This window comes from Paenibacillus sp. J31P190 (genome assembly GCF_059692075.1).
Window position 1 is genome coordinate 718,220 of sequence record NZ_JCAUAS010000001.1, and the last position, 17,664, is coordinate 735,883.

The 17,664-nt window shown below is 44.4% G+C and carries 10 protein-coding genes; all 10 read right to left on the reverse strand.

From position 1 onward, the window contains the following. Positions 1-28: 28 nt before the first annotated feature. Positions 29-898 (reverse strand): carbohydrate ABC transporter permease, encoded by an 870-nt coding sequence (locus tag AC58U0_RS03050; protein ID WP_497377588.1) that lies wholly within the window; start codon positions 896-898, stop codon positions 29-31. Next, positions 899-1,792, reverse strand: coding sequence for an ABC transporter permease (locus tag AC58U0_RS03055; protein WP_497377589.1), 894 nt, complete (start codon positions 1,790-1,792; stop codon positions 899-901). It lies immediately after the preceding gene. Between the two features lie 162 nt (positions 1,793-1,954). Beyond that, positions 1,955-3,529: a response regulator gene (locus AC58U0_RS03060; RefSeq protein WP_497377590.1), complete on the reverse strand. Its 1,575-nt coding sequence runs from the start codon at positions 3,527-3,529 to the stop codon at positions 1,955-1,957. A gap of 40 nt (positions 3,530-3,569) precedes the next feature. Then, a complete protein-coding gene (locus AC58U0_RS03065) occupies positions 3,570-5,387 on the reverse strand; it encodes a sensor histidine kinase (RefSeq protein ID WP_497377591.1) in 1,818 nt (605 codons plus the stop codon). Positions 5,388-5,601: 214 nt separating this feature from the next. Beyond that, positions 5,602-7,908: a glycoside hydrolase family 2 protein gene (locus AC58U0_RS03070; RefSeq protein WP_497377592.1), complete on the reverse strand. Its 2,307-nt coding sequence runs from the start codon at positions 7,906-7,908 to the stop codon at positions 5,602-5,604. Beyond that, positions 7,905-10,718: a family 78 glycoside hydrolase catalytic domain gene (locus AC58U0_RS03075; protein WP_497377593.1), complete on the reverse strand. Its 2,814-nt coding sequence runs from the start codon at positions 10,716-10,718 to the stop codon at positions 7,905-7,907. The genes AC58U0_RS03070 and AC58U0_RS03075 overlap by 4 nt, the downstream gene beginning before the upstream one ends. 73 nt (positions 10,719-10,791) lie before the next feature. Beyond that, positions 10,792-12,345: a glycoside hydrolase family 43 protein gene (locus AC58U0_RS03080; protein WP_497377594.1), complete on the reverse strand. Its 1,554-nt coding sequence runs from the start codon at positions 12,343-12,345 to the stop codon at positions 10,792-10,794. A 240-nt stretch (positions 12,346-12,585) separates the two neighbouring features. Further along, positions 12,586-14,121: an ABC transporter substrate-binding protein gene (locus AC58U0_RS03085; protein WP_497377595.1), complete on the reverse strand. Its 1,536-nt coding sequence runs from the start codon at positions 14,119-14,121 to the stop codon at positions 12,586-12,588. 101 nt (positions 14,122-14,222) lie between these two features. Beyond that, complete coding sequence (locus AC58U0_RS03090) at positions 14,223-15,827, reverse strand: response regulator transcription factor (RefSeq protein ID WP_497377596.1); 1,605 nt, start codon at positions 15,825-15,827, stop codon at positions 14,223-14,225. Further along, positions 15,824-17,581, reverse strand: a complete 1,758-nt coding sequence (locus tag AC58U0_RS03095) for a sensor histidine kinase (protein ID WP_497377598.1) — start codon at positions 17,579-17,581, stop codon at positions 15,824-15,826. The genes AC58U0_RS03090 and AC58U0_RS03095 overlap by 4 nt, the downstream gene beginning before the upstream one ends. Positions 17,582-17,664: the final 83 nt, after the last annotated feature.

Genomic DNA, 17,664 nt, shown 5'->3' on the forward strand with positions numbered 1-17,664 from the left:
TCAAAAGAGCCGTAAAACCGATGTGAGATTAACCTTTCACGGAACCGAGCATAGCTCCTTTAACGAAGTATTTCTGCAAGAAAGGATATACCGCCACAACAGGAATCATCGCAAAGATAACGGTTGTAGCCCGGAGTGTGCGCTCATTATACGCTAAGCCAGCTGTAGAGACAGCTCCGGTAATCAAAACGTTATCATCGGTAATGAATTGCCGAATCTTGATCTGCAGTGGGAACAGATTCGTATCCTGCAAGAACATCAGCGGATGCTGGAACTGGTTCCATAACACAACACCGTAGAATAAGGCCAGCGTGGCAAGCACAGCCTTGGAAAGCGGAAGTACGAATTGGAATAGCATTCGGAAATATCCGCAGCCCTCTATAAAGGCAGCTTCCTCTAACTCCTTGGAAAACTGCTTGAAGAAGGTTCGCATAATGATCAGGTTAAACGGATTTAGAATATGAGGTATGATCAACACCAATGGATTATTGTAAAGCCCAATACCTCGTACTGTCAGAAAATAAGGTACAATCGGCGCCTTGAAGATCATCGCAATCACGACACCGATCATAATGACAGGGCCCCAGCGAAATTCCGACTTCGATAGCGGGTAAGCAAGAAGGGCCGTGACGAGCAGCGCCAGAATCGTGCCAATCACCGTCGAGCCCAACGTCAGGAAGAAAGACTTCCATAGGTCGGGACGATACATCATAAAATCCCAGGACGCCAGCGTAAATTCCTTCGGCCAAATGGTGACCAGATTCAAATCCACCATCCGTTTAGAACTGAATGAAGTGGAGAGTAAGGAAAGCAGCGGAATAATCGCGATAAAGGATAAAAGCAGGAGGATGACAGTAACGATTGACCCGAATAGTTTTTCCCCTCTAGATTCAAGCATTTACCACAACCCCCCGTCTGAAACTTTTCTTGACAACTTATTAAAAGTGAAGACCAGAATAAATCCGATTAACGATTGGAATAGACCGACGGCTGTCGCGAAACTATACTGCGCTTGCTGAATGCCCGTACGGAACACGTAGGTATCTAAGATATCCCCTACGCTATACGTCATTGGCGTCTGTAGATTGAACACTTGGTCAAAGCCCAAATCCAAGAAGTTGCCGATTTCCAGCAGTAGCAGGACCAACACGGTAGGCAGCAGCAGTGGAAATGTAACGTGTCGTATTTGCTTGAACCGAGATGCTCCGTCGATCATTGCTGATTCGTACAGCTGAGGGTCTATCGAACTGATGGCTGCCATATAAACGACAGTTCCCCATCCCGCATCTTTCCAAATGGAAGTAAACACATAAACAATACGAAAATAGGAGCTTTCCTGCATAACCAGGATGGGATCATGATGAAACCACCCGATCACCACGTTAAACAATCCGCTTAGTGAGAACAAATCAAACGCAATACCAGCTACGATAACCCATGAAAGGAAATGTGGCACATACAGAGCCGTTTGAATCCCTTTCTTCAGGGCTGATTTGCGGATTTCATTGATCATGAGCGCCAACAAGATGGGTACAGGGAAAACGATCACAATTCGCAGAAATCCAAGCACCAGTGTATTACTGAACACCCTGATAAAATCGGGATAATGGAACAGGGTTTCGAAATTTTTGAAGCCAACCCAAGGGCTATCCAGGAAACCTTTGAATACAGAATAGTTCTGGAAAGCGATTACGGAACCGGCCAGCGGGATGTACTTAAATATAATGAGAAAAACGATACCGGGTATGGCCATGATATACAGCGGCCAAAACACTTTCATTCGATAAATCAACTTGATTCCCCCTAAATTCTAGTTGCATGTATTCGCTTACACATACTATACCTTTGGGGGTGAATTTGCTCAAAGGGTCGTTTTTAAGTATTTACTAGGTCATTTTATAGAAATAATAAAAGCCCAATCGCCTTTGGAACATGGCGAATGGGCCTCCTGCATTTAATTTTTTAGGACGTTCTTCCGGTATTCGCTCGGCTTGAAGCCCGTTAGTTTCTCAAACTGCCTGGAAAAATACTGCGTATCCGAGTAACCTACCGTCTCGCAAATTTCATATACCTTAAGATCAGTCTTCTCTAATAGTTCTTTCGCCTTATTCATCCGAATTTGCGCCAAAAAATTCAAATACGTGTCCCCTGATTTTTGTTTGAACAGCTGGCTTAAGTAATAGGGATTGATGAAAAATCGAGCGGAAAGCTCCGATAAGCTTATTGATTCATTGTAATGTTCCGTTACGTATTTCTTGATTTCTGCAATAATATCTTTCTTCTTGGTAAAATTATGTTCCAATTTAAATGTAAGGATTCCTCGAATAACCTCAACCATCCACGCTTCCAGACGCTCAAGTGTCCGAAACCGCGAAATCGCGTCCAACGAAAGGATATGGCGCCCTAGAAGCTCGTTCTGTTGCAACTGCTGGAAGGACATCTTGCGTACACTCGACAATAAGATATTCAAGCACTGCAACTGGAGGTTGGTTGGACTTAAATGACGCTCTGCTTCCATACGTCTGAAAATCTCTCGAATGAGATTCACGCATTCCTTTTCATCCGTATTGTCCAAAGCGACCTCAAGCTTCTCAATCAACGCTTCCGGGATGGTATGCCGCCCTCCCATCAAGTTCATAATATCAGGGTATGGAATAACAGCCCCGTTTCCCTGGATGACTGTATAGCTTAAGGCGTGACGGGCTTCTTCGAAGGATAAACTGATCTCGACCGCCTGTTCCTTAACGGTACCAACGCCAGCAGTCATCGTCTTGTGCAGCTCCCGGAATACCTCATCCTTTAGGCTATGAATGGTATGAACCAGCTCACTGTGCTCTATTGCCCCGCTATCCGTCACTAATATAGCAATTTGAAGAACGGAATATCGGAACCGGTACACGCCTTGATACTGTTTCTTAAACAACTGATCCACCAGTCTAAAAATCTCTGTCAATTCGTACTCCTTCAAGGCACTTGGGCTATTGTCAAACTCCAACAGTACGCAGACGTATCTGGTTTGTTCCAGCGGAATACGAGCTAACCGCAGCAACTCGCTCACATAAATGGGGTTATCACTGCCAGCGTCGACGATGTCACACAGCGTGCTTTCCAGCATGCGGTTTTTGAGGTTGTCCACTTCTTGCATATTGGCTCGCTCTTCCCGAATAGCCTCCATCACTTTATAGACGCAATCGCGCAGTTCCTCTTCTTCCACCGGCTTGTTCATATAAAACTGAACGCCGAGCCGCATGCCTTTGCGCGCGTATTCGAAGTCTGCGTATCCGCTGAGCAGAATGAATTTAGCTTGACATTCGGTATCTTTTAACGTTGCAATCATTTCTAAACCGTCTGCTTGCGGCATCCGTATATCCGTAATCACGATATCCGGATTGCACGCTTGAATCAAATTTATAGCCTGTATACCGTTGTAAGCTTCACCTACAATTTCGCATTCCGGGATATAGCGGCCAATTATTTTTTTCAGCCCGTCCACAATACCTTTCTCGTCATCCACCAGGAAAACTTTCATACAAGATACCTCCCATTCCATGCCGTTCCGCGCTGCTAAATTAACGTTTAGGGATATGGATTTCGATCCTCGTCCCTATCCCTTGTTCCGAGTAAACCTTTAGATCATAGCAATCGCCGTAATGCAATTTAATGCGTTCCGCGATGTTCTTAAGGCCAAGCCCTTTGCCTGCCGATTCCTCTGTCTGCTCCATCTTATACTTGGCAGACTCCGCCTCCTCGATCAAAGCGTACAGTTCCTCTTGCTTATCTCGCGTCATGCCGATACCATTATCCATAATCCGAATTAGAATTCCGTCATCCTCCGTCCATGAACCCTCGATGACAATATCCATGGATTGTTCGTAATCTACGAATCCATGACTGATACTGTTCTCCACGATAGGTTGGAAAACAAGGGGAATGATGCTGCACGCCAGCATTTCGTCTGAAAAACGGATATCCAGCCGGAACCTATCATCGAATCGGATATTTTGAAGCTTTACGTAATTGATCGTATAATCCAGTTCATCTTTGATCGAATGCTTCCTGCCTTCTTTGTTTAGAACAAGCCGAAACATACGAGCTAGAATTTTGATCATGTCGGCTACTTCGTCGTCCTCTTTCACCAATGCTTTCATGCGAATGGATTCCAATGTGTTATACAGCATATGGGGGTTGATTTGGTTCTGAAGCGCAAGGAACTTGGCTTGCCGCTGTTTAATCTCCGCCATATATACATCCTCGATCAATGTCCGGATCGTTATGATCATATTGTTATAGCTATTAACTAGACTACCAATCTCATCATGCGACTGTACCCTGTCGATCGGCATATACTGTCCGGCTTCGGCTTGCTTCATGCTGCGCCGTAAGCTTTTAATCGGCTTGGTGATCGTATAGTTAAGACCAAGCGAAACAAAAGCCATAATGATAAACCCCGTCAGGATCACGATTCCCGTTACGGCTTGAATCTTTCGAACCCTGAGTAACAGCTTTTGACGAGGAATCTCTGTCTTTATGATCAGTTTCCCTAATTTCGTACCTCCCGAGATTACGATGCGTTCTTTGTCGCTCACATCCCCCGTATAATTGATCCCTGAATCCAAAACATGCTTCCAAGATACCCGGCCGCTAGCCGCATCCGAATGATAGACGGTTTCCCCTGAAGCCTTACTGATAATCACACTCATATCGTATTTATCGCGAGCCATCACAAAATCAGGATTCGGCGCCAGAAGCGTAAACGGATCTAGATCTAGGAGAAGCCACCCCGCAAATGCTCCATCCGAGGTGAACAGCACCCTTCCCACTGTAACAATCGCACCGATCCCTTTATCCTCGTAATAGGAGCGGTCGTGCAGTCCCGTTACAAAAAACGTTTCGTCCGAGTTTCGAGGCTGTTTGTACCACTCTTTGGACAATAGCGCGCTTTCATTTACCGTGCTTGTTGTATTCGTAAATTGGTAGACAGTGTTATCGGGACTTATAAGCATCACGGTATCGATCTCGAGCTTGAGCAGAGCAACCCGCCTTAAGGTACTCCTGACCGTTTCTCTTTGGAGAATTAACTCGTCCATGGACAATTTCTTGCTATCCCGTAGCTTTGTGATAAAGTCTTTATCGACCAATATAGATTTCGTTATTTTGTCGTACTCTTGCATAAGTTGATCCAAGGAGTTCTCAATTTGGGAGGTGTATAGCGTGGCAAACTCTTGGGAGGAATCCTCGAGCCCTGCAACGGATTGCGTGTAGATAAATGTACTTACAACAAGAACTGGAATCACACACCCTAATAGATACCCTCCCATCAGTTTACTCTGGAGCTTCATATTTCTTATCGTTGAGATGATTCTTCCTATCCAGTTGTTCATCTTCATATGCAGCACTTCCTCGGCTAAATGTCATCTCCCCATATTGTACGCGCTAATGACTCCCTGTAAATAGATTTAACTCGATTATCATCCTTTGCTCAGGTTATGTTTTAATCATCGTGAGCATACGTGCACCTTACTTTGCAAAAATGCGAAAAAAAGCCGGAATTACCGGCTTTTTTCGTTACACTTAATGGAAGTTTAAATCAGCAAATCAGTATTACTTGTTTTTTTTGATTTTTATCAGTTCTCTATTTAGTGCATATAACAGCTTTTCAGTGAAGTGTTCAGGCGCCATTTCTGCCAAGGTATCGATCTTAAATCCTTGGGTCATGCCATACGTTGGTCTCTCTCTAAAACTTTCCCCTAAGTATTTATTTAAGACCGCTTCCGCATCTTTATTCTCAAAAAGTTCTTTAAACGTGCAACGACTAGAGTAAACATCGTCCGTAAACTGTAATTCCTCGATCTCTCCATCCAAATCAGGCATTTGGAACCAGTTAGTAACTTCGCCGCCTTTTTCCTCTACAGGGGCTTCATAACTTGGATTCGGTTCATTCACCTTATTAAATTTTGCAATATCTACGTATTGAGCATTATTTTCAGTGGCTACTGCACGTATTTCATTCATCCCCTGAGCCAGGGATACATTTTCAAAGATGAAGACTTTATCATCACTGGTTTTAGATTGAATTTCACTTCCATTTACGTATAGCATTACTTCATTGCAGTTTGAATACACCTTAACATGAATGCTTCCCTCTGCTCTATCAACATGGCGCTTACTGGTGATATGAACAAATTTATCCTCAGACCAATGAGCTTTATACATGTAGAAGGCATCCTTCTTGATCTTTCTGTCATAGGAGACAAGACCCTTGTTGTTTCTTCCCTTGACTCCACCTTCATCTCTGATATTCGCTCCGAAATCAAACATGTTCCATACATAAGTAGCCCAAAGGAAAGGTCTCTCTTCGAAGGTCTTCCAAACCTTCTCATGGAACAGGGCGTGATATTCTTCCGTGTAATCTTTTACCTTTGGATCCGTACTGTGGTATTGGACAATACCTTCTGCCCCGTATTCGGATATACACAATGGCACATCGGGGTTAATGCTGTGAAACTTATCAAGCCAAGGCGCAAAATCTTCAGTCTTACCGTGATACCAACCATAATATTTATTGTAACCAATCACATCCGTCATACGGTTATATTCATCTTCCTCATTGACGAATAAAACATTGGCCATCGTCGTTAGCCTAGTTGGGTCTTCTTTTTTCGTCAATTCATGCAACTCTCTAACGAGTCTTCTAACCTCCGGTCGTTCACCGCCGATTTGAATTTCGTTTTGTATCCCCCAGAATACGATGGAAGGATGATTATAGTTCTGTCTGATCAATTCTACCATCTGCTGCTTCGCATTGATCCCTTCCAATTCGTTCTGCGACATAACTGAAATGAAGGGGATTTCAGCCCATACCACCATACCTTCTTTGTCACACAAATCATAAAAATATTGGCTGTGCTGATAATGGGCTAACCGAATGGAAGATGCTCCGATTTCTTGAATGTATGCCATATCTTCGACTTGCTCTTGTTCCGTAATGGCCCAGCCCATATCCTTTCTATCCTGGTGTCTAGATACACCATGCAAAGGCAGATGCTCGCCGTTTAAGAAGAAACCCTTTTCAGGATCAACATGAAAGTATCTTACTCCAAAAGGAATCGATAATTCATCGATCGTGTCATTAAAGCTACTCATTGATAGGTTGGCACTGTACATATAAGGATTTTTTCTACCATGCCATAGTGTTGGATTGTCAATGACACAAGGCAGATCTTCTGTTTTGGTTTCTCCTGCAGCCAGTATAACTTCCTTAGAAGCATAGGTTACACTATGATTATCGGCATCAAAAATATCTGCCCAAAGTCTAATTTTTTTCTCTTCATTACTGTCATTTACAAGTCTTGTTCTAATGCTCAGTTGGGCTCTTTCCTTTGATACCTCTTCCTGAACAATATATACGCCCTGTGAACCATAATCCATCAAATCAAAATGAACAGGAGACGTAACAACCATTTTCACATCGCGGTAAATCCCCCCGTAGAAGGTAAAGTCTGCTTTCTGAGGATAAACGTCATCCACAACCGTATTGTCAACTTTCACCGCAAGTACATTTTTGGCTCCATGTTTAACGACATCTGTAATGTCAAACCTGAAGATGGAGTACCCGCCTTTGTGCTGCCCCATATGCTGACCATTTACGTATACATCAGTAATACTGTTAGATCCATTGAACTCGATAAACACTTTACTTCCCTCGTATGATGGCTCAACCGTAAAAGCCTTTCTGTACCAACACGCACCTTGATAATATTCATAGCCATTTGCTCCATCGATCGCGTTCCATGTATGGGGAATATTCACTGTATTCCAATGATCATCATTGTACAATTCACTTTCAGCTTGTTCTTCGTTCTGCCGAATAAATCGCCAAGCATCATTTATCTCAATACATCTTCTCATTGTGCAGTCACTCTCCCTACCAAAATTGTAAATTGATATTCGCCGCTTCCCGCATTAAATACAATTCGTCCATCTTCATATCGTGCATCCGGAAATTCGCCCGATACTACCATAAGATCATCTTGATTGCCTGGAAGCATGATCGTCGCCGTCGTATTCACCGGCACCTCAAAACGATAGGTTACGCCCCGATTCATTTTTTCCCAGCTCGATTTAATGGTTCCATAGAGGGACTCATACGTTGCAGACGCCTGCGTGAGCGTACCTCCAACGATTGGCTTCAATATAAAGTGCTTGTAACCAGGGGTCTCCCAAACGGGACGAATTCCCGTTACACCCGCGAAGAGGAAGTCGCAAACAGCTCCATACGAATAGTGATTTAGAGATCCTGACAACTCGCCATCCGGCTTAATTCCTTTCCAGCTTTCCCAAATGGTCGTCGCACCGTTGCTGACGGCATACAGCCACGAAGGGCACGTATCCTGCTCTAACAACCGGAAAGCGATATCAGCATGTCCGTAATCCGCCAGCACCTGAAGGATGAAAGGTGTTGATAGGAAACCTGTATTCAAGTGATAATCCTGTTCTACAACCATCTGGGCCAGCCTGTCGGCGATAGCTTGTTTCTTATCTTCATACGCTAAGTCGAATGCTAACGTACGGACATTAGGTGCCTGCCTGCCTTCCAATATAGAGCCGTCATCTTTAATAAAATACTGATTATATACGCGACTAATTTTCTCATAAAGTGCTTGGTACTTGGCTTCTTCCTCTGCCTTCCCCAGCGCAGATGCCATTTCAGCCAACAATCGGGTGGAATAGGCATAGTAGGCGGTTGATACATCCGGATGATTTCCTTTGGTTTTGGTCAAAACTGCCATGAGATCTCCCATTTCAGTGTCAGTTTCAAGCCACTCCCCCCAATGGAACCTCGTATCCCAGATGTAATCAGCATCAAGTTCCCCATCCGTATAATGTTGATAAGCAGGCGAATCTTGGTATAGCTCATTCGCATTCTTCGCACAGGCAGCCATGTAATCGACCCATGCCTTCGCAGAATCGAACTGCTTCTCTACAATAGCCTTGTCCCCATAACAAAGATACATCGTCCATGGAATGATAACAGCCGCATCGCCCCAGCCTGCTGAACCGTCAAGAATACTGGCTGTACCAGGTTTCGGCCTGCGCATGGTCACCATCGGGTTGTTATTTTGCTCCATGAATCTTTCCCATTCCTCTATGCTGTGATGCCCAATAACGGTTGGCACTGTACTGCCGACCGAACCGTCAGCAAATTGTTCCGCCGCAACGTCGGCCATCCACTTTTCAAAGAAGGGGTACACGTTCATGAAATCCGATGCCGTTCTAGAGAATACTTGGGCGTCCCCTGTCCATCCGGCTCTTTCCCGGGTTGGGCAATCGGTAGGCACCTCCATAAAGTTTCCCTTCTGGCTCCATTTGGAGTTAGATACCAACTGGGTAATTAATGGATTCGAACAGGTGAAATCCCCCGTCTCGTCCAAGTCGGAATATACCGCCACGCCAGTAAAATTTTCAGGTATGATTTCTCCTGGATAATTCTTAACGAGTACGTAGCGAAAGCCGAAGATCGAAAACCGCGGACGGTAGCGCTCTTCACCATGACCAGCCGTAATGTAACGGATCTCTTGGAAATCCTCCAATGTTCCATGACTCGCCAGATTTTGTAAAGTAAAGTTTCCGTGCTTATCTAAGGCTTCCCCATGGATTAAAACAATCTCAGTCCCTGCGTCGCCTTGAACCTTCATTTCTACCCAACCTGCGATGTTTTGACCCATATCAAGAATCGTTTCGCCATTTGGCGTTCGTATTACTTTTGGCGTAAATCTTTCTTTCTCTCTTACTGCGACACTCCGGGTAGCAATCAAGTTGTCGAATCCATCGGCTGCAAGTTGGACAGACTCCCAGAAGGAATCGTCATAAGAAGGTTGATTCCATCCCTCTATGTTGATTCGGGCGTCATAAAGATCTCCAGCTTTCATGTCCGATTTACGCAATGGTCCAAGGGACGTCTTAAAGGAGTCGTCACTGCCGATGATCTCGCGGCTTCCATCTTCGTAGTCCAACACAAGTTGCCCCAGAAAAGCCACTTTATAGCCAAAATTGTTCTTTAAACTTGCTCCACCCGTAGCCCCTCTCCACCAACCGTCCCCAAGAATGACACCTAGCACATTTGCGCCTTCTTGCAAGAATGGAGTTACATCGTAAACTTGGTATTGCAGGCGTTTATGATAGGAAGTGAAGCCTGGAGTGAACAGATGGTCCGTACCCTCGATTCCATTCAGATAAAAACTGTACAACCCCTTCGATGTCAGGCAAGCTCTGGCCGATTTGAGCCCCTTCTTTACGGTGAATTCCTTCCGGATATATGGAGCCGGCTTATAGGCGTGAATGTCCACTTCTTTCTCCGGTTCAATCCATCGAGCCTTCCAATCCAAAGAATTCAGCAATCCAGTTTCAAAGAAAACAGCATCACTGAAAGAGGACTCCACTTCAAGATTACTCCAAACTTTAACTCTCCAATAGATCCGTTCAAGCGATTTTAATACCGGACCCTCATACAGAATGCCCTGCGATTTGTCCGTTCCAACCTTGCCGCTGTCCCAAATCATGTTAGTGAAGCTCTCGGTTGCCGATGCTTGAACTTGATATGCGGTTTGTATGACGTTCCTGCCGTCACAACGGAGCTTCCAGCCTAGACGAGGCTTTTTCGTATCCAATCCCAAGGGATTTTCCATATACTCCGTTCGCAATGATACTACTTTCAACATGTTGGTAGCCTCCCAAATCTAAGATTGATAATTAAAGTCCGGAATCGATCTTTTACGCAATTCATGTGCCACGTCACATAGTAGGCGTGTATTGAAACCAATCGAACGATGCGGGAACCGTACACGTTTTGCCGTTCCCTGTTGCGTACAGCCCAAAGTACACGCCCGTAAAGCCGCCGGCCACTTCGGTCGAGAGCAACGCGCACTCACCTGACCCAAAGGGTTTACGATCCCCGTTCGGCGAAGAGTAATAGAACGAGTATTTAGCTGGCTCCGCTTCTAAACCTAAGATGATGTCTGAGCCTTCAAACTTTTCTTCCAGCTCCACTTTCCATAGTGACCCAATTCGCCTGCGAAGGATCACTTGGCGTCTTCCATTTGCTCCACAGGTAAGCGCTATCTCATAATGGAACCTCTCATTCATATACACCGTAAGCCCAGCTTCTTCGCCTTCATGTACGGGTTCAAATGACATTAGCGTAGAAACGTTGCATCGAAAATGCTGCTGTCTCCGTCCTATAAACGCCGGAGAACCGATATCATTCAAGGTCACGGCAGAGCCGCGAAGAGTCAGCCAACCCGGTCTTTCTTCCAGTGACCAGTCTGCGTCCTGCGGATTTCTTAAAAAGTTCCACTCCAGTTGCAATCGGTTGGAATTAAAATCATCAACGTCAGGCATAGGCGTCTCATCGATTACAAGCGGAAGCGTTCCGGCATCCATCTTCTCGGCAATCCTGCCGCCCTCCCCGATCACCGGCCATCCGTCCGCGGACCAGGTAACCGGGGCTAGGAAGGTCTCACGTCCCAAATGGTGGTGCCGCCCGCTGAAGGGAACAGATACAGGACGAATCCCCAGGCAAACGGCCCACCAGCTTCCATCCTCCAGTTGGACGAGATCCGCATGGCCCGTTGCCTGGATGGAACTTCCCGAACTCCGGTGAGTCAGGATCGGATTGTCAGGATTGCTTTCGAACGGTCCGTATGGCGAATCGCTCCTTGCGATCGTAACCATGTGACCATACTCGGTCCCTCCCTCTGCAATCATCAAAAAATACTTCCCGTTAACCCGATACAGATGCGGGCCTTCCGCAGATTTCCCGCCCGTGCCTTGCCAGATGAGACGTCGTTCGGATAACAATTTTCCGGACTCCAGGTCGATTTCCGCTTGATATATCCCCTTCGGCTCGTCCCCAAAGAATCCGCCGGTTCCTGTAATATAGACGCGCCCATCTTCATCAAAAAACAGGGATGGATCTACACTCGGCCATTCCGGCCAAATCGGCTCGGACCAAGGCCCCTCCGGCTTTTCCGCCCAAACATAGAAATTGCAGAACATTTTGACATTCGTCGTAATCATATAGAAACGGCCGTTATGGAAGCGGATGGTTGGCGCGTAAATGCCCATCGAGCTTCGGCAACCTTCCAGGTCCAGTTGGCTTTGGCGGGTTAGGCAATGTCCAATCTGCTTCCAGTGAACGAGATCGCGGCTATGGAAGACCGGGACACCCGGAAAATATTCAAACGTACTTGTGACCAGATAAAAATCTGAACCTACCCGACAAACACTCGGGTCGGGATGGAAGCCCGGGATCACCGGGTTTGAATATTGAATAGTCGAATCAGCCATTTTATCTCCCTTTCCTCGTTTACAACCTGTTCGATCAACCTCATGTGTAAAGTTCACGATTTTCTCTAAGCACAGTTATCCCCTCACGAAAACAAAAGGATCTACTAACATCATAAGGTCAATCTAAAAAGCTCACTAACACTCTCACGACTTATCCATAACGTTTTACCGACATCCTGTTTACAAGCTATGCGCTAATGAAAAAACCAGGCCCATTAAAATGGAAACCTGGTTTTGAACTTATTTATTTTTGTTTGCAGCCGCCCAAGCCTCAAGTTGCTTTTGCTTCTCAGCAATAACTTTATCGATACCCGCGGCTTTCAGTTTAGCTCTGAAATCGGGTAACTTTTCGACCGGGTCGAGCGTTCCTGACTCCAACCCCTTCGCATACTGATCTGTTACGTTTTTAAGAGCAATAACCTCATTTTTGACAGGCTCCGAATTGAATGTGAAGCCGAGTGCTTTTGATTTGGTCGCTTTTTGATTGGCTTCTGCAGTCAATTTCCACATTTCCTGCAAGTCTGACTTCATCAGATATGCGATGGATGGATTAGCGTATATCCAACTTTGAATCGAATATCCAACCGTCTTCGAATCAATACCGGCAGGGTAATCGATCGCATTATCCGACACTTTCACATAATGCTTCCCTTCAATACCATATACAAACAAATTAGCAAGATCCTTATCCGTGTACATCAAATTCATGAGCATCATGACGCGTTCAGGGTTGGCAGAATTAGCGGATATGGTCCACAATCCCGATTGCGTACTGGAAGTAGTCGCATAAATATTAGGCATTAATGGTGCAAAAACGAGCTCTTTGCCATTCGCTCGGATTTCAGATTCCAAGTTGCCCGGTCTAAGGCCGATGAAATAAGAAAATGCCTTGTCTGCTTTCAATAAATCAGAGGCGTTAGCTTGCGTTGTCGCGGCATCCTTATTGATATATCCCGCCTTAGCCCAACTATGAACCTTGTTCAAATAGTTTTCATACTCTTTGGTCTCAAACAAGTTCACGACTTTTAGACCATTGTCATATCCGGGTAACACGCCCAAACGGTCCCCCAGCTTATCATACCAAACATAAAAATCCGACGGCACAGATAGCCCAGCTCCGAGCGGAACGATAGTTGGCTCATTATCCTTAATTGTCTTGTACACTTGATCCAGGTCATCAATCGTCTTGATGGATGCTACATTAATTTTGTACTTATCCACTAAATCTTTCCGCATAAGTACCCCGGGAACCCCTGACGTGTAATCCTTATAGACAGGCACTCCATAGGTTTTTCCTTCAATTTTAACGCTAGAAAGATAGGCGGGATCGATCTGCTTTTTGATACCGTCGCCATACTTATCCAGCAGACTGTCGATCGCGACTATTTTTCCTGTTGCCACATCGGGGCTGTACCCCGCACCAAATTCAAAGAACAAATCCAGTTTCTCACGGCCAGAAGTCATCAAATTCATTTGTTGCGACCAGGCCCCGATACTGATGGGCATAATTTTCACTGTTGCATTGATTTTGGCCTTTGTGATTTTGTTAATTTCATCTTGTACCGCTTGGGTATCCTTAGGTGCTGCTCCGAATGCCGGAATGGCAATTGCAATCTCATAAGAGTCTTTCGTAGCACTGCTCGGGTTTGTGCTGGAAGCCGGAGATGCAGCAGCGCCACTGCTTCCTTCATTTTTCGAAGCCGAACACCCGGCAATCACTCCCGTTAACATGACTGTGACAAGCGACAATGTCGCCAACTTCGCTTTCTTTTTCATCGTATCCCCCCCACAAGTTATCATTCTTTACACCTTCATCATATCGTTCAATGAAGTGAGCGACTAACACTCAAACGACATCATAATAGCGTTTTCACGACTTATTGATCTTTGTTGTTTTGGCTTCTATATTCCATCGGCCCTAATCCGACATGTTTTTTAAATAGTTTTGTAAAATAGGAGAAATTCGTGTACCCCAAAGTTGATGCAATAGTGCTTACAGGGCGCTCCGTATGCGACAATAACTCTTTGGCCACTTTGACTTTTTCAAGCACAATATAATCAGATAAGGCATGACCCGTCTCTTTTTTAAAAATTCTCGTTAAATAATCGGGATGGAGAAATACTTGGTCCGCGATGTTTTCGCGTGTCATATCTTGATCCAAGTTAAGAGAGATATAGGTTTTCACGATCTGGACAATTTTTTCTGTCTCTTTGATCGCTTCTGCATGGATCATCGCTTTGCTCACAGAATGACGGACCCAGGTGAGCATATCCATTGTGGACCGCACCGCAGATTCCGAAATACGTCTTGACTCTTCATCACCAAATAATTGATTGGCTTCAATGCCCTTCAAGTTCAGATAGGAGAATACGACTTGTGTGAAATTTTGATTGAATTGGTGTAAGATTTCAGCATTTATTCCTTGATTGTTGACAAGACTGCCTAAAATCGTTTCCACTTCATGAACGACTGCATCCTTAGTAGCTGTCTTCATAAGAGAGGCGACTACTCCCAATGCTGGCAGCTTTACATGGGGCATGGAGGTGCCGTTATGATGCTGAAGATAGACTTGGTTCACGAAGGCAACATTGTTTCGATCATGTCTACGCAATTCTGCTACCATTCCGGCCATTTCATATGCTTCTACAGATTGTCCAAAATAACAGGAGAGGTCACAGTAAAAATAATCGTTGCAAGAATCGATATATCGTCCACATGCTCGGTAGAGTTGTTCGTATTCCCAATTCGTTCCCCTGTTTGCAACCATGATCACCAAGAGCATTCCCCGATCCAAGTGAAAACATATTCCGTTGGAACCGTCACCGATGATAATTTCTTCGGCTGAATTTTTAAGGGCATACTCTAGAATCTTCTCATCTCTTCGATTCAACTCTTTTTTCCACTTTTGGACCGAAATGAGAATAGGGAGAAAGACCGATTCTTCCGTAATAGGAATGTGATGCAATTCCACTTGATTTCGTATCGCGGCCGGCTGGCTGGGTATAGAATGGTTGATTAAGTCCACCCAGAACCTTTCAATAATAAAGGAATGATGCTTGAGCCATAATTGATGGGATTGACTGTTTCTATTGAATTCACTGTTTCGATTTATAATGCCCTGTGCCTTTCGTATGGCATTTTCCAAGTCAACTGCACGAACAGGCTTGAGTAAATAATCAACGCTCCCAAGCTGAAGCGCTTCTTTAGCATATTTAAAATCAGCATGACTTGTGAAGAAGATCGTCGCTGTATTCGGATGATGCTCTCTCACCCAAGTCAGCAAATCAAAACCGCTGCCTTGAGGCATTTCGATATCACATAACAGGATATCGATCCTTTCCTCTACGAACAGTTCTTTGGCTTGTCTGATATTAATGGCTGTGAGCAGTTTGCTGATGCCTAATTTATTCAGATCAAGATCAGATTTCACCCCTTCAATGGCGAGAACTTCGTCGTCTACAATGAGCAGATGAACATTCATCTAGTTTCCTCCATTCCTGGATTTGTAGGAATAATCATATCTATTTTCGCTCCGTGGGTATCCTGATCGTTATCATACTGAATGGATGCGGCTTCACCGTACAAGAGTCGTAATCGCCGTTCCACATTCCAAATCCCGGTATGCTCACCCCGTTCATTTTCCACACTTCTACCTGCCTGCAGTTTTTCAAGTACGTCGTTCTTAAATCCAGGTCCTGTATCTCTAATGCTTATTTTCATTCTGGAGCCGTGCTCTTCAATCAGAAATTCAATCTGAACCTCAATGGTAAGCAGTTCATCCAACGTAACAGCATGTTTAATGGAATTCTCGACAAAGGATTGAATGACTAGCGGCGGGATAGGGACATCCGATAAATAATCCGGCGAATGGATCGTCCACTTTAATTTCTCCGGAAACCGCAAGTTCTGGATCTTTAAATAATTACGAGTATGTTCAAGTTCGTCTTTGAGCTGTACGAAAGAAGTATTACTGCGGAACATAAATCGGAAATATTCGATTAGCGACATGGTCATGTCCAAAATCAACTCATAATTCTTGATCTTGGCCAGATTATAAACGATATTAAGCGTATTCAAGAAAAAGTGAGGATTGACTTGCAGCTGCAGCCGCTGTAATTCCTCCTTTTGCTTATTTAACTGCTCCTCATAGACGTTAATACGAAGCCGTTCAACCTCGGACATCATGGCATTAAACGCCCCACCCATCAGTTGAAATTCCCCCGAAGTATGGCTAAGCTCTACCCGGCTGCTCCAATCTCCTTCTCGAACCTTCTTCATTGTGCGCAGTAAACGATAGAGTGGCACCAAAACAGATTGCCTCATGGCATACAACCCTATAGGGATAAAGAAGAAGGCAGCGATCGTGATAAACCAAACAATGGACTGCAGATAAGGAAGCTTAGCCAATATATAATGATCGGGTATCAAAGCATTTAAACTGAAGTCTCCTCGATGAGACGGGGCTCCAACTACAAGAAATTTCTTTTTAGCGCCTGAAATATAATATTCGTTTACTTTTTGTTGCAGTTCAATCCCATATTCGCTTACTAGTTTTGAATCGGAAATAGGCTGGCCTTGCATATTGGCTAATAAAACCTCTCCCTCTTCTCCAATTTGAAGAGATCGAAGGGGCTTTACTAATTCGTCCGTATTAATCAAAGCTCCAAGGTAGGTGTCCCCCGCACGCACAATGTCAATGAGGTAATTAACTTGGTTAATCTGCACATATTTCCAAACCTTAGAGGAACTCCCCGTCGAAAATCGCTTAGAATGAATATAATCAATAATATAATTTTGTATAATATCATTTTCCTTAATGTCTGAAGTGTTAATCTTTGAAATGTTAAAATAATCTTGCCTGTGATCCGTATATACAAAAAAAGAACTTATCGGATCGTACAAGTTAATATCTTTATTCAACTTGTTAAACAAAAATATTTTAGCGCTGTAATAATCTCCATCCGTTTCCTCCTGGCTAAGCGAAAGCAAATCATAACCAGAACCAGCCACCGTTCTCATATAAGAGTCGATGTCGTCTAATTGAGAATCACTTTGGTTCGTGTACAGGTTCAACATGTTCTTATAGGAATCTGCAACTTGACCGCGAACGACATGAATAGCATAGTAGTTGTTGTATAAAAGCATCCCCACCAGCGGCATCGTCATTATAAGCACGCTGACGATTAGCTTGACTCGCAATGAGGCTCGTCTCCAGTACCATACGGGAGTAAACATGATCGTTTCGGCTCCTCTTGTTACATAAATTTAAATTTCAAATCTATCATACTTTTATAAGAACTGACAACGCCACAAGCATA